The sequence below is a fragment of the Citrobacter sp. RHBSTW-00017 genome (assembly GCF_013797615.1).
GTDB classification, from domain to species: domain Bacteria; phylum Pseudomonadota; class Gammaproteobacteria; order Enterobacterales; family Enterobacteriaceae; genus Citrobacter; species Citrobacter braakii.
The window spans coordinates 4,063,057-4,078,037 of the sequence record NZ_CP056899.1 but is presented as its reverse complement, the minus strand read 5'-3'; the positions used below and the strand labels follow the sequence as shown (position 1 = coordinate 4,078,037).

The window sequence follows — 14,981 nt, the reverse complement described above, 5'->3', positions numbered from 1 at the left end:
TGGAGATAATTATTGTCTGGCAGAGGTGTTTTTGCGTTGCAGGATAACGCCAGTGATATGGACGAAACAGTCGTGAGTGGGAAAGTGTGAGGCAGGTAACAACCCCCACCTGATGCAGGTGGGGGAGGGAGAATTAATGCGCTTTAGCTACTTTGGCGGTTTTCTGTTTGCACAAATAGCCGATGCCAAGAATGGCTATCCATACCGGGATTAAGTACACCGAAATCGCCATGCCCGGCGTCATCAGCATAATCACCAGCACTGCAGCCATGAAAATCAGACATACCCAGTTACCAAGCGGATAGAGCAGCGCCGGGAAACGGGTGGTAACGCCTTGCTGCTGTTTGGCTTTGCGGAACTTCATGTGCGCCAGGCTAATCATTGCCCAGTTGATCACCAGTGCGGAAACCACCAGCGCCATCAGCAGGCCAAAGGCGGATTCCGGGGCCAGATAGTTGATCAGTACACACAGAGCCGTAACCAGCGCGGAGACCAGAATGGTGTTCACCGGTACACCGCGTTTGTCGACGTTCATCAGCGCTTTTGGCGCGTTGCCCTGCTGTGCCAGACCGAACAGCATACGGCTGTTGCAGTATACGCAGCTGTTATACACAGAAAGGGCAGCGGTCAGCACTACGATGTTCAGTGCATTGGCAACAAAGGTGTCGCCCAGCTCGTGGAAAATAAGGACAAACGGGCTGGTATCAGCCGTGACGCGCGTCCACGGCATCAGGGAAAGCAGAACTGCCAGCGAACCTACATAGAAAATCAGGATACGGTAGATAACCTGGTTGGTTGCTTTGGGAATGCTTTGCTCCGGGTTATCGGCTTCTGCTGCGGTGATCCCGACCAGCTCCAGCCCACCAAAAGAGAACATAATAATAGCCATCATCATCACCAGACCGGTGAAGCCGTGCGGCAGGAAGCCACCCTGACTCCACAGGTTACTGACGCTGGCCTGCGGGCCGCCGTTGCCGCTAAACAGCAACCAGCCGCCGAACAGAATCATCGCAACCACGGCAATGACTTTGATAATGGCGAACCAGAACTCCATTTCCCCAAACACTTTCACGTTGGTCAGGTTGATGGCGTTGATCAGCACGAAGAAGGCTGCAGCAGAAACCCAGGTGGGGATATCCGGATACCAGAACTGGATGTATTTACCTACGGCAGTCAGTTCAGCCATGGCAACCAGGACGTACAGTACCCAATAGTTCCAGCCAGAAGAGAAACCCGCGAAACCGCCCCAGTATTTATAAGCAAAGTGGCTAAAGGAGCCTGCAACCGGCTCTTCAACTACCATTTCACCTAATTGACGCATAATCAAAAAGGCGATAAAGCCGGCAATTGCGTAACCCAGAATAATACCCGGTCCTGCAGACTGGATAACGGATGCGCTACCGAGGAATAACCCGGTACCAATCGCGCCACCCAGCGCGATTAGCTGTATATGGCGGTTCTTAAGACCGCGCTTGAGCTGATCGCCATGCTGTTGACTTTCCATCATTAAACCTCGTGTGTGGTTTTACTCTTCATATTTCGAGTACTTATTTTTTGAACTACGCAGCAATGCGTGTGTAAGTTTGCAATTCCGTTTGTTGTATTTATTTGTTTACAGATGCTTTATATAAAATGTTGCCTCAATGCTTTTGTCTTGATCAGAATAATGATATGCGAGCGCGAATGCACCTGCTTTATGCGGGCAAGATGACGAGTTGAATAAAAAGAAACCATTTGTAAATGCGAGTTTATCTACCACAAAATTTCCATTTTGAATTTTTATTCACTAATTGTGGCTAATGTGTCGATAAATAATCAGGTGAATCGGTTCAGATGAGATATTTTTTCGTTTCAATTCCGTTAAAACTACCCCGTGGTGGGTAAATTTAACATTTGTGCATAGTTACATGTTTGAAACGTTATTTCTGTAATGTTGTTAAAATATGCCCCCTTTACTGATTTCAATCAAAACCTGTATGGACAGAAGGTGAATACTTTGTTACTTTAGCGTCAAGAACATGAAATTGGTAAGACCAATTGACTCCGGGCAAATGGCTTAAGACAGGAAATCATGGCCTACAGCAAAATCCGCCAACCAAAACTCTCCGATGTGATTGAGCAGCAGCTGGAGTTTTTAATTCTTGAGGGGACACTTCGCCCCGGAGAAAAACTCCCACCGGAACGCGAGCTGGCAAAACAGTTCGACGTCTCCCGCCCCTCCTTACGCGAGGCGATCCAACGCCTTGAAGCGAAGGGGTTACTGCTTCGTCGTCAGGGCGGTGGCACTTTTGTTCAGAGCAGCCTGTGGCAGAGCTTTAGCGACCCACTGGTAGAGCTGCTCTCCGACCATCCTGAATCCCAGTTTGACCTGCTTGAGACGCGCCATGCGCTGGAAGGTATTGCAGCCTATTACGCTGCACTGCGCAGCACGGATGAAGACAAAACGCGTATCCGTGAACTCCACCATGCGATCGAGCTTGCTCAACAGTCCGGCGATCTTGACGGCGAATCTGACGCGGTACTCCAGTATCAAATTGCTGTCACCGAAGCGGCACATAATGTGGTGCTGCTCCATTTGCTAAGGTGTATGGAGCCGATGCTGGCCCAGAACGTTCGGCAAAACTTCGAATTGCTGTATGCGCGTCGCGAGATGCTGCCGCTGGTGAGCAGTCACCGTACCCGCATCTTTGAAGCAATTATCGCCGGGAAGCCTGAAGAAGCGCGTGAAGCGTCTCACCGTCACCTGGCGTTTATCGAAGAGATTCTGCTGGACAGGAGCCGTGAGGAAAGCCGTCGTGAACGCGCCTTACGCCGTCTGGAGCAACGAAAGAATTAGTGATTTTTCTGGCAGAACGTTAACCAGAAGATGTTGTAAATCAAGCGCTATCGAAAGGCGCGGCAACTAAACGCAGAACCTGTCTTATTACGCTCTCTGGTGAGAACGTAATGGGACAGGTTCCAGATAACTCAACGTATTAGATAGATAAGGAATACCCCCATGTCAGAACGTTTCCCAAATGACGTGGATCCGATCGAAACTCGCGACTGGCTACAGGCGATCGAATCGGTCATCCGTGAAGAAGGTGTTGAGCGTGCTCAGTATCTGATCGACCAACTGCTTTCAGAAGCTCGCAAAGGCGGCGTGAAAGTAGCGGCAGGTGCTGGGGCCAGCAATTATGTAAACACTATTGCCGTTGAAGATGAACCGGAATACCCGGGCAATCTGGAGCTGGAACGTCGTATTCGTTCTGCTATCCGCTGGAACGCCATCATGACCGTACTGCGCGCGTCTAAAAAGGACCTCGAGCTGGGTGGCCACATGGCATCCTTCCAGTCCTCCGCAACGGTGTATGATGTTTGCTTCAACCACTTCTTCCGTGCACGCAACGAGCAGGATGGCGGCGATCTGGTTTACTTCCAGGGCCACATCTCTCCGGGCATCTACGCTCGCGCATTCCTGGAAGGTCGTCTGACTGAAGAGCAGATGAACAACTTCCGTCAGGAAGTACATGGCAAAGGCCTGTCTTCCTACCCGCACCCGAAACTGATGCCGGAATTCTGGCAGTTCCCGACCGTATCTATGGGTCTGGGCCCAATCGGTGCAATCTACCAGGCTAAATTCCTGAAATATCTGGAACACCGTGGCCTGAAAGATACCTCTAAACAAACCGTTTACGCCTTCCTGGGCGACGGCGAAATGGACGAGCCAGAATCTAAGGGTGCTATCACCATCGCGACCCGTGAGAAACTGGACAACCTGGTCTTTGTTATCAACTGTAACCTGCAGCGTCTTGACGGTCCGGTCACCGGTAACGGCAAGATTGTTAACGAACTGGAAGGCATCTTCGCGGGCGCTGGCTGGAACGTTATCAAAGTCATGTGGGGCGGTCGTTGGGATGAGCTGCTGCGTAAAGATACCAGCGGTAAACTGATCCAACTGATGAACGAAACCGTTGACGGCGACTACCAGACCTTTAAATCCAAAGATGGCGCATACGTACGTGAGCACTTCTTCGGTAAATACCCGGAAACCGCAGCCCTGGTTGCTGACTGGACTGACGAGCAGATTTGGGCTCTGAACCGTGGTGGTCACGATCCGAAGAAAGTCTACGCTGCACTGAAGAAAGCGCAGGAAACCAAAGGCAAAGCAACTGTAATCCTGGCCCATACCATCAAAGGTTACGGCATGGGTGACACCGCCGAAGGTAAAAACATCGCTCACCAGGTTAAGAAAATGAACATGGACGGCGTGCGTTATATCCGCGACCGTTTCAACGTTCCTGTGACCGATGAGCAGGTTGAAAACCTGTCTTACATCACCTTCCCGGAAGGTTCTGAAGAGCACACTTATCTGCACGCTCAGCGTCAGAAACTGCACGGCTATCTGCCTGCTCGTCAGCCGAACTTCACCGAGAAGCTGGAACTGCCTGCTCTGGAAGACTTCGGTGCGCTGCTGGAAGAGCAGAACAAAGAAATCTCCACCACTATCGCTTTCGTTCGTGCCCTGAACGTGATGCTGAAGAACAAGTCGATCAAAGATCGTCTGGTTCCGATCATCGCTGACGAAGCGCGTACTTTCGGTATGGAAGGTCTGTTCCGTCAGATCGGTATCTACAGCCCGAACGGTCAGCAGTACACCCCGCAGGACCGTGAGCAGGTTGCTTACTATAAAGAAGACGAGAAAGGTCAGATCCTGCAGGAAGGCATCAACGAACTGGGTGCTGGCGCATCCTGGCTGGCTGCTGCGACCTCCTACAGCACCAACGATCTGCCGATGATTCCGTTCTACATCTACTACTCCATGTTCGGGTTCCAGCGAATCGGTGACCTGTGCTGGCAGGCAGGCGACCAACAGGCTCGCGGCTTCCTGGTAGGGGGAACTTCTGGTCGTACGACGCTGAACGGCGAAGGTCTGCAGCACGAAGATGGTCACAGCCATATTCAGTCTCTGACTATCCCGAACTGTATCTCTTACGATCCGTCTTACGCGTACGAAGTTGCGGTCATCATGCACGATGGTCTGGAGCGTATGTACGGTGAGAAACAAGAGAACGTTTATTACTACATCACCACGCTGAACGAAAACTACCACATGCCGGCAATGCCAGCAGGTGCCGAGGAAGGTATCCGTAAAGGTATCTACAAACTCGAAACCCTCGAAGGTAAGAAAGGTAAAGTTCAACTGCTGGGCTCCGGTTCTATCCTGCGTCACGTGCGTGAAGCAGCACAGATCCTGGCGAACGACTACGGTGTAGGTTCTGACGTTTACAGCGTAACCTCCTTCACTGAACTGGCGCGTGATGGCCAGGATTGTGAACGCTGGAACATGCTGCACCCGATGGAAACTCCGCGCGTTCCGTACATCGCTCAGGTGATGAACGACGCTCCGGCAGTGGCATCTACTGACTATATGAAACTGTTTGCCGAACAGGTTCGTACTTATGTACCGGCTGATGATTATCGCGTACTGGGTACTGACGGCTTCGGTCGCTCTGACAGCCGTGAAAACCTGCGTCACCACTTCGAAGTTGATGCTTCTTATGTGGTTGTAGCGGCCCTGGGCGAACTGGCTAAACGTGGCGAAATCGATAAGAAAGTGGTTGCTGACGCAATCATCAAATTCAACATCGATGCAGATAAAGTTAACCCGCGTCTGGCGTAAGAGGTAAAAGAATAATGGCTATCGAAATCAATGTACCGGACATCGGGGCTGATGAAGTTGAAATCACCGAGATCCTGGTCAAAGTGGGCGACAAAGTTGAAGCTGAACAGTCGCTGATCACCGTAGAAGGCGACAAAGCCTCTATGGAAGTTCCGTCTCCTCAGGCAGGTATCGTTAAAGAGATCAAAGTCTCTGTTGGCGACAAAACTGAGACCGGCAAACTGATCATGATTTTCGATTCCGCCGATGGTGCAGCAGCCGCTGCACCTGCTTCGGCAGAAGAGAAGAAAGAAGCAGCTCCGGCAGCAGCACCTGCTGCGGCAGCGGCGAAAGAAGTACACGTACCGGACATCGGCGGTGACGAAGTCGAAGTTACCGAGGTTATGGTTAAAGTGGGCGACACCGTTGCGGCTGAACAGTCTCTGATCACCGTTGAAGGCGATAAAGCGTCAATGGAAGTTCCGGCGCCGTTCGCGGGCACCGTTAAAGAGATCAAAATCAACACGGGCGATAAAGTGTCTACCGGTTCTCTGATTATGGTCTTCGAAGTTGCAGGCGCAGCGCCTGCTGCAGCACCGGCTCAGGCGGCAGCTCCAGCTGCAGCGGCGGCTCCGGCAGCTTCTGGCTCGAAAGAGGTTAACGTTCCGGATATCGGCGGTGACGAAGTTGAAGTCACTGAAGTGATGGTTAAAGTGGGCGATAAAATTGCCGCTGAGCAGTCACTGATTACCGTTGAAGGCGATAAAGCGTCGATGGAAGTTCCGGCACCGTTCGCGGGCACCGTGAAAGAAATCAAAATCAGCACCGGTGACAAAGTCAAAACCGGTTCTCTGATTATGATCTTCGAAGTTGAAGGCGCAGCACCTGCTGCCGCTCCAGCTGCCGCGGCTGCTCCAGCCTCTGCAGCTGCACCGGCTCAGGCTGCTAAACCAGCCGCAGCTCCGGCCGCGAAAGCGGAAGGTAAATCTGAGTTCGCTGAGAACGACGCTTACGTTCATGCAACGCCGCTGATTCGTCGCCTGGCGCGCGAGTTCGGTGTAAACCTGGCGAAAGTGAAAGGTTCTGGCCGTAAAGGTCGTATCCTGCGTGAAGACGTTCAGGCTTACGTGAAAGACGCTATCAAGCGTGCTGAAGCTGCTCCGGCAGCAGCAGGCGGCGGTATTCCGGGCATGCTGCCTTGGCCGAAAGTGGACTTCAGCAAGTTTGGTGAAATCGAAGAAGTGGAACTGGGCCGTATCCAGAAAATCTCTGGTGCTAACCTGAGCCGTAACTGGGTGATGATCCCGCACGTTACTCACTTCGACAAGACCGATATCACCGATCTGGAAGCGTTCCGTAAACAGCAGAACGCCGAAGCTGAAAAACGTAAACTGGATGTGAAATTCACGCCAGTGGTCTTCATCATGAAAGCCGTTGCCGCCGCTCTGGAACAGATGCCGCGCTTCAACAGCTCTCTGTCTGAAGACGGTCAGCGTCTGACCCTGAAAAAATACATCAACATCGGTGTCGCGGTAGATACGCCGAATGGTCTGGTTGTTCCGGTCTTCAAAGACGTGAACAAGAAGAGCATTACCGAGCTGTCTCGTGAACTGACCACCATCTCCAAGAAAGCGCGTGATGGCAAGCTGACCGCTGGCGAAATGCAGGGGGGTTGCTTCACCATCTCCAGCATCGGTGGCCTGGGTACGACCCACTTCGCGCCGATTGTGAACGCGCCGGAAGTGGCTATCCTCGGTGTCTCCAAGTCCTCTATGGAGCCAGTGTGGAACGGTAAAGAGTTTATGCCGCGTCTGATGATGCCGATTTCGCTCTCCTTCGACCACCGCGTAATCGACGGTGCTGATGGTGCGCGCTTTATCACCATCATCAACAACATGCTGTCTGACATTCGCCGCCTGGTGATGTAAGCGAAAAAGCCGGCCCGACGGCCGGCTTTTTTCTGGTAATCTCATGAAGTCAGTGAGGTTATTGTGCGAAAGACAAATCGGTTGCCGTTTGTTGTTTCAAAATTGTTAACAATTTTGTAAAATACGGGCGGATAGAACGACCCGGTGGACGACGGGTATAAATTAAGAGGTCATGATGAGCACTGAAATCAAAACTCAGGTCGTGGTACTTGGGGCAGGCCCTGCAGGTTACTCTGCTGCCTTCCGTTGCGCAGATTTAGGTCTGGAGACCGTCATCGTAGAACGTTACAGCACCCTCGGTGGTGTTTGTCTGAACGTCGGCTGTATCCCTTCTAAAGCGCTGCTGCACGTAGCAAAAGTTATCGAAGAAGCCAAAGCGCTGGCTGAACACGGTATCGTTTTTGGCGAGCCGAAAACCGATATCGACAAGATTCGTACCTGGAAAGAAAAAGTTATCACTCAACTGACCGGCGGTCTGGCGGGTATGGCCAAAGGCCGTAAAGTGAAAGTGGTTAACGGTCTGGGTAAATTTACCGGGGCGAACACCCTGGAAGTTGAAGGTGAAAACGGCAAAACCGTGATCAACTTTGACAACGCGATCATCGCGGCGGGTTCCCGTCCGATCGAACTGCCATTCATTCCGCATGAAGATCCGCGCGTGTGGGATTCCACCGATGCACTGGAACTGAAAACTGTTCCTAAGCGCCTGCTGGTAATGGGCGGCGGTATCATCGGTCTGGAAATGGGTACCGTGTACCATGCGCTGGGTTCAGAGATCGACGTGGTTGAAATGTTCGACCAGGTTATCCCGGCTGCCGATAAAGACGTGGTTAAAGTCTTTACCAAACGCATCAGCAAGAAATTCAACCTGATGCTGGAAACCAAAGTAACCGCCGTTGAAGCGAAAGAAGACGGTATCTACGTTTCTATGGAAGGCAAAAAAGCGCCAGCTGAAGCTCAGCGTTACGATGCAGTGCTGGTGGCTATCGGTCGTGTACCGAACGGCAAAAACCTCGACGCGGGCAAAGCTGGCGTGGAAGTTGATGACCGTGGCTTCATCCGCGTTGACAAACAGCTGCGTACCAACGTGCCGCACATCTTTGCTATCGGCGATATCGTCGGTCAGCCGATGCTGGCGCACAAAGGTGTTCACGAAGGTCACGTTGCCGCTGAAGTTATCGCCGGTAAGAAACACTACTTCGATCCGAAAGTTATCCCATCCATCGCATACACTGAACCAGAAGTTGCATGGGTTGGCCTGACTGAGAAAGAAGCGAAAGAGAAAGGCATCAGCTTTGAGACCGCCACCTTCCCGTGGGCTGCTTCTGGTCGTGCTATCGCTTCCGACTGCGCAGACGGTATGACTAAACTGATTTTCGACAAAGAATCTCACCGTGTTATCGGTGGTGCGATTGTCGGTACCAACGGCGGCGAGCTGCTGGGTGAAATCGGTCTGGCGATCGAAATGGGTTGTGATGCTGAAGACATCGCGCTGACCATCCACGCGCACCCGACTCTGCACGAGTCTGTGGGCCTGGCGGCAGAAGTGTTCGAAGGTAGCATCACCGACCTGCCAAACCCGAAAGCGAAGAAAAAGTAATCTTCCCGCTTTTGTGAAAACGCCTCTTCGGAGGCGTTTTTTTTGCCTGAAAGCTACCAGTTTTGGTAACGTTGCCGCACTGCGCCAGGGCACGTCCGGTATCAAGCTGCAAACCAGCAGCGCGCAGGGCGATCGCGCAAAATACCAGACCCGCGTCGTGTCTAATGCCAACAAAGTGAACCTGAAGTTCGAAGAAGCGAAACCGGTTCTGGAAGCGCAGCTGGCGAAATCCGTCGCTAACATCCTGTAATCTCTCGTGAGTTGGCCGGAGCCCCGGTCAACTCACTATTTGACTGGCATTCAGGGCGCTACGGGCTGCCAGTTTTTATCCAGATGATATGCGGTTAACGCCTCGGCTTTCTGCTGTGCATCAGCGCCGAGATCGGCCTGGTAGACTTTATCATCACCGTTAATCATAAAACTCATAACACCAGTGTGATCGTAGCTGACGGGCCAGGCAACCATCGCAAAGCCGCTGGTTTTATCGGGAAGGATACGGAAACGATAGCCGTGATAGCCCGTGCCAGGCTCTTGCGGACTAAAGGCCGGGCCAAGCGGGCTTGGCGCTTCGCCGGGCGAAACAGGCCAGTACAGACCATCTTTTTTCCCTTCAGAACTGACAATCTTTTGCGCGTATTTTTGGTTCATCGCAAAGTAGCTTTGCTGAGCATCTACATAGGCGTGTAATGCTTCAATAGCCGCAAGTTCGTTGCGCCCAATCTCTCGGGTCAGGATCTCTTCAGCCGCTTCCTTGATATCAAATTGCCAGCCGGAAGCGGTTTTAACAACCGGGATCGGCAGTTGCCAGTCGCTGTCCCCGACCACCAGGTGCGCGGTATTGCCGTCGATGACGGTATTATGGCGGACCTTCCAGTCGCGCAGGAAGCGATCAACCGCATCAGGATCGACGCCTTCCGGTGGCAGAAACTCGCGCCAGTTTTCCCCGAGCAGGTTGTTCATCGCGCTTTCATTCTGCTCGCTTATCGCGGTTGCCAGGGCATCGGTCGCCTGGTCTGGTGTGCTGAAGGATTGCTGTGCCATCGCGGTGGTCGAAACCATGAATAACACCATTCCACTGAGTAGTTTATTTTTCATGTCGCTTCCCTTAACGATGACGGAATTCACGGTGTTCAGCACGGTCGCCGGATAGCTGGCGAGATGGCTGGTTGCGGGCGACCTGCCTGCTTTGAGCCCCTCGCTGCTGCTGCGCCTGCCAACTGGCGGAGCGACTGTCGTTGCCGCTCAGCGCATTGGCCCGCGGCTGGCTGGTCCGTTGTTGAAGATTGCGCTGCTGCACGTTGCGTTGCTGCGCTGGTTGCGTGACCCGTTTCTCTTGTCGCTGAGTGGCGGCCTGGCGATGTTCATGTTGCTGAGTGTTTGCCCGTTTTGCCGTTTGCGGTTTGCTATCGTAACCACGGTAGTTATTACGCTGGGAAATTTGCTTTAGCTGTTGGCTGGATGCCTGACGCTGGGCGTCTTTCGTTCCCGTACGCGCCGTCTGGGGGAAGGTTTTCCCCGTTGATTTTTCCATCTGGCTCAACGCTGCCTGACGCTGGCTATCACGGTTGACCGGTCTTTGCTGGGTTGAGCTTAGGCCCGTAGCCGTGTTAGTGGAGTGGAAGCGGTTATTGAGCTGGCTATTAGGGTACGGAACCCCTTCGCGATAGGCCGGGTTGTGCTGCCAGGTACGGTTGGCATCCGTCAGACGCTGTCCACTGATTTTATTGAAGTTATCAACGTTGATATTGATGTTGTTATCACCGTTGCGGTTATAGCCGCCATGGTTATCCCAGTCATCGTTATGATGGTGATCCCAGTCATCGTCGTCATCCCAGTCAATATTGCTGAAGATGGCATAAGTTGTGGCGACGCCGAGGCTGAAGCCTAAACCGTTAACGAAGCTGTTGCCAAACTGCTCGCCGGGCGTTGGCGGTAGATAGGTTGGCGGATAGGCGGTGTTCGGCCAGGTACCGTAAACCGTATTTGGGTTATAGGTGGGAACGTAAACTACCTGCGGGTCGGCGGATTCAATTTTGATTACCGTTGGGCTTGCTGAGGCGGCGGTCGTGGCTGTTGTGGTCGTTGACTCGCTGGTAACGGTTTTAGCCGGAGCTGCTTTGGCCACGGTGGTAACAGTCTGCTGCGGTGTTGATTGCAATGCTCCGGTCTGTTGCGCCAGCGCACGCAGGCGTTGAACGGAATCCATAACCTCTTTCGGCTGCGCAAGGAATGCATCGCCCAGGCTCTGTACCCACGGCGGATTTTCACCCATCAGCGACATCAGCTGTGGAAACGCCACCAGCGATTTCACGCTGGGATCCCAGGGTTGGCTGGCAACGGCCTGAATGGCGGCATCACCCTGCATTTTGGGATTGTCTTTTGACCACTGCGCGGCCTGGATGACGTTGGCCGGGTAGGTTGAGGCCATCAAAATTTGCGACAGCAGTGAATCCGGATAGAGCGCGATAGGCGCAACCCACTGATCGATTTGTGCCGATGTGTACGTAGGGGCTGCGGTGGGCGCTGGTTGATCGGCCGAGGCAGGGGCCGCTACGGGAGCTGGAGCCGGTGCGGACGGTTGCTGTGCGACGGGGGCTGGAGCTGCTGGCTCCGTTGCGCGACTTTTAACGAACATCACGCCAGAGGCGGCAAATAGCCCGGCACTGCACAGAAGGACAAGCAGATGTGGCTTAAAGGGCAACTTCATAAAATGACTCCAACGAGACAAGCGCTGTGCCGTGAGGCGTTCTGTTGCCGCGAGTATTATTCACCCGTGTTAGATAGTTTTGACTTTTATTGGGGATTCACCCGGCAGGTCCGGAAAAAGAGTGTGAAGATTTATTACACAATTATATCTGATGGCTGAAAAATCGCTGGAATATTCAGCATGTCGCGCTTGAAAATCCACCGTTTCACATCGTTTTTAGGGAGCCTAAATTACGCCCCGCCTTGTCGCTACACCATTCTTAACGATTCAGCCAATTTTTTATGTTGCTTTTTTGTAAACGGATTAACACTTAATGAAAATCCTGTTATTGTGCCTTACGCGGTACCGGGCATTTACCCTACTAACTACTGTCTCACAGGAGCGTGAAGAGAATCGCCCATCTACAAAAGCGCCGCATTATGACAATGAGAGCGAGGAGATATCGTCGTGCTAGAAGAATACCGTAAGCACGTAGCTGAGCGTGCTGCCCAGGGGATTGTGCCAAAACCGTTAGACGCAACCCAAATGGCCGCACTTGTCGAGCTGCTGAAGACCCCGCCTGTGGGCGAAGAAGAATTCCTGTTAGACCTGTTGATCAACCGCGTTCCTCCTGGCGTAGATGAAGCCGCTTATGTTAAAGCAGGTTTTCTCGCTGCCGTCGCGAAAGGCGACACCACCTCCCCGCTGGTGACGCCAGAAAAAGCCATTGAACTGCTGGGCACCATGCAGGGTGGTTACAACATTCATCCGCTGATCGACGCGCTTGACGACGCAAAACTGGCGCCGATTGCCGCCAGAGCGCTCTCTTCAACGCTGCTGATGTTCGATAACTTCTACGATGTAGAAGAAAAAGCCAAAGCGGGCAACGAATATGCGAAGCAGGTAATGCAGTCCTGGGCCGATGCCGAATGGTTCCTGAACCGTCCTGCTCTGGCTGAAAAAATCACCGTTACCGTGTTTAAAGTGACGGGTGAAACCAACACCGATGACCTCTCTCCGGCACCGGACGCATGGTCTCGCCCGGATATCCCTCTGCACGCGCTGGCGATGCTGAAAAACGCCCGTGAAGGTATCGAACCGGACCAGCCGGGCGCGGTAGGTCCGATCAAACAGATTGAAGAACTGCAGAAAAAAGGCTACCCGCTGGCTTATGTGGGTGACGTTGTTGGTACCGGCTCTTCGCGTAAATCTGCAACCAACTCCGTACTGTGGTTCATGGGCGATGATATCCCTCATGTACCGAACAAGCGTGGCGGCGGTCTGTGTCTCGGCGGCAAAATTGCACCGATCTTCTTCAATACCATGGAAGATGCGGGCGCACTGCCAATCGAAGTGGACGTTTCGAACATGAACATGGGCGACGTGATTGACGTTTACCCGTTCAAAGGAGAAGTGCGTAACCACGAAACCGGCGAATTGCTGGCAAGCTTTGAGCTGAAAACTGATGTGCTGATCGACGAAGTGCGCGCTGGTGGCCGTATTCCGCTGATCATCGGTCGTGGCCTGACCACCAAAGCGCGCGAAGCGCTGGGACTGCCGCACAGCGACGTATTCCGTCAGGCGAAAGACGTGGCGGAAAGCAGCCGCGGCTTCTCTCTGGCGCAGAAAATGGTGGGCCGCGCCTGCGGCGTGAAAGGTATCCGTCCGGGCGCGTACTGCGAACCGAAGATGACCTCCGTGGGTTCTCAGGATACCACCGGCCCGATGACCCGTGATGAACTGAAAGACCTGGCGTGCCTGGGCTTCTCTGCTGACCTGGTGATGCAGTCCTTCTGTCACACTGCCGCGTATCCGAAGCCGGTTGACGTGACCACGCACCACACTCTGCCGGACTTCATCATGAACCGTGGCGGCGTGTCGCTGCGTCCGGGCGATGGCGTAATCCACTCCTGGCTGAACCGCATGCTGTTGCCGGATACCGTCGGCACCGGTGGTGACTCCCATACTCGTTTCCCGATTGGCATCTCCTTCCCGGCGGGTTCTGGCCTGGTGGCGTTTGCTGCTGCGACCGGCGTGATGCCGCTGGATATGCCGGAATCCGTTCTGGTGCGTTTCAAAGGCAAAATGCAGCCGGGGATTACCCTGCGCGATCTGGTACACGCCATTCCGCTGTACGCGATCAAACAGGGTCTGCTGACCGTTGAGAAGAAAGGTAAGAAAAACATCTTCTCTGGCCGCATCCTCGAAATCGAAGGTCTGCCGGATCTGAAAGTGGAGCAGGCGTTCGAACTGACCGATGCCTCCGCTGAACGTTCCGCTGCCGGTTGTACCATCAAACTGAACAAAGAGCCGATCGTTGAGTATCTGAACTCTAACATCGTTCTGCTGAAGTGGATGATCGCTGAAGGTTACGGCGATCGCCGTACGCTGGAGCGTCGTGTGCAGGGGATGGAAAAATGGCTGGCGGATCCGCAATTGCTGGAAGCCGACGCTGACGCAGAATACGCGGCGGTGATCGACATCGATCTGGCGGATATCAAAGAGCCAATCCTGTGTGCACCGAACGATCCGGACGACGCGCGTCTGCTGTCTGACGTGCAGGGCGAGAAGATCGATGAAGTCTTCATCGGCTCCTGCATGACCAACATCGGCCACTTCCGTGCGGCGGGTAAACTGCTGGATGCACACAAAGGCCAGTTGCCGACGCGTCTGTGGGTGGCTCCGCCAACCCGTATGGATGCGGCGCAGCTGACCGAAGAAGGCTACTACAGCGTGTTTGGTAAGAGCGGTGCGCGTATTGAGATCCCTGGCTGTTCGCTGTGCATGGGTAACCAGGCGCGTGTGGCTGACGGCGCAACGGTGGTTTCGACCTCTACCCGTAACTTCCCGAACCGTTTAGGTACCGGGGCGAACGTCTACCTGGCTTCTGCGGAGCTGGCGGCGGTTGCGGCGCTGATTGGCAAACTGCCGACGGCGGAAGAGTATCAGACCTATGTGGCGCAGGTTGATAAGACGGCGGTGGATACTTACCGTTATCTGAACTTCGACCAGCTGTCTCAGTATACTGAGAAAGCCGATGGTGTGATTTTCCAGACCGCGGTGTAATACGCAAACGCGATTTGTGTAAAAACGCATCAATGCCCGGAGAAGTCTGCTTCTCCGGGC

8 protein-coding genes and 1 pseudogene are annotated in these 14,981 nt (G+C 53.5%); 6 read left to right on the top strand and 3 right to left on the bottom strand.

What is annotated here, in order from left to right; translation table 11 throughout:
- Positions 1–133: 133 nt before the first annotated feature.
- The gene (aroP, locus tag HV037_RS19715) at positions 134–1,507 is read right to left on the bottom strand and encodes an aromatic amino acid transporter AroP (RefSeq protein ID WP_085951098.1); all 1,374 of its coding nucleotides are present in this window, start codon (positions 1,505–1,507) and stop codon (positions 134–136) included.
- Positions 1,508–2,071: 564 nt separating this feature from the next.
- Here aroP and pdhR point away from each other — a divergent pair.
- The 5 genes and pseudogenes from pdhR to traT form a co-directional block, all read left to right on the top strand.
- Positions 2,072–2,836, top strand: a complete 765-nt coding sequence (pdhR, locus tag HV037_RS19710) for a pyruvate dehydrogenase complex transcriptional repressor PdhR (protein WP_003018699.1) — start codon at positions 2,072–2,074, stop codon at positions 2,834–2,836.
- Between the two features lie 162 nt (positions 2,837–2,998).
- On the top strand, positions 2,999–5,662 hold the full coding sequence (aceE, locus tag HV037_RS19705; RefSeq protein WP_016151717.1) for a pyruvate dehydrogenase (acetyl-transferring), homodimeric type: 2,664 nt from the start codon (positions 2,999–3,001) through the stop codon (positions 5,660–5,662).
- Between the two features lie 14 nt (positions 5,663–5,676).
- Positions 5,677–7,569, top strand: a complete 1,893-nt coding sequence (aceF, locus tag HV037_RS19700) for a pyruvate dehydrogenase complex dihydrolipoyllysine-residue acetyltransferase (protein ID WP_103283477.1) — start codon at positions 5,677–5,679, stop codon at positions 7,567–7,569.
- Between the two features lie 175 nt (positions 7,570–7,744).
- On the top strand, positions 7,745–9,169 hold the full coding sequence (lpdA, locus tag HV037_RS19695; RefSeq protein WP_016155701.1) for a dihydrolipoyl dehydrogenase: 1,425 nt from the start codon (positions 7,745–7,747) through the stop codon (positions 9,167–9,169).
- Positions 9,170–9,236: 67 nt separating this feature from the next.
- A pseudogene (traT, locus tag HV037_RS19690) lies at positions 9,237–9,419 on the top strand (complement resistance protein TraT); the annotation flags it as partial.
- Between the two features lie 50 nt (positions 9,420–9,469).
- On the opposite strand, the gene HV037_RS19685 reads toward traT, so the two are convergent.
- A complete protein-coding gene (locus HV037_RS19685; RefSeq protein ID WP_016155703.1) occupies positions 9,470–10,264 on the bottom strand; it encodes a DUF2950 family protein in 795 nt (264 codons plus the stop codon).
- 10 nt (positions 10,265–10,274) lie between these two features.
- Positions 10,275–11,876: a DUF3300 domain-containing protein gene (locus HV037_RS19680; protein WP_103283478.1), complete on the bottom strand. Its 1,602-nt coding sequence runs from the start codon at positions 11,874–11,876 to the stop codon at positions 10,275–10,277.
- Positions 11,877–12,323: 447 nt separating this feature from the next.
- Here HV037_RS19680 and acnB point away from each other — a divergent pair, with 447 nt between their 5' ends.
- Entirely contained in the window at positions 12,324–14,921 is a 2,598-nt protein-coding gene (acnB, locus tag HV037_RS19675; RefSeq protein ID WP_049042705.1) for a bifunctional aconitate hydratase 2/2-methylisocitrate dehydratase, read from the top strand.
- Positions 14,922–14,981 lie beyond the last annotated feature (60 nt).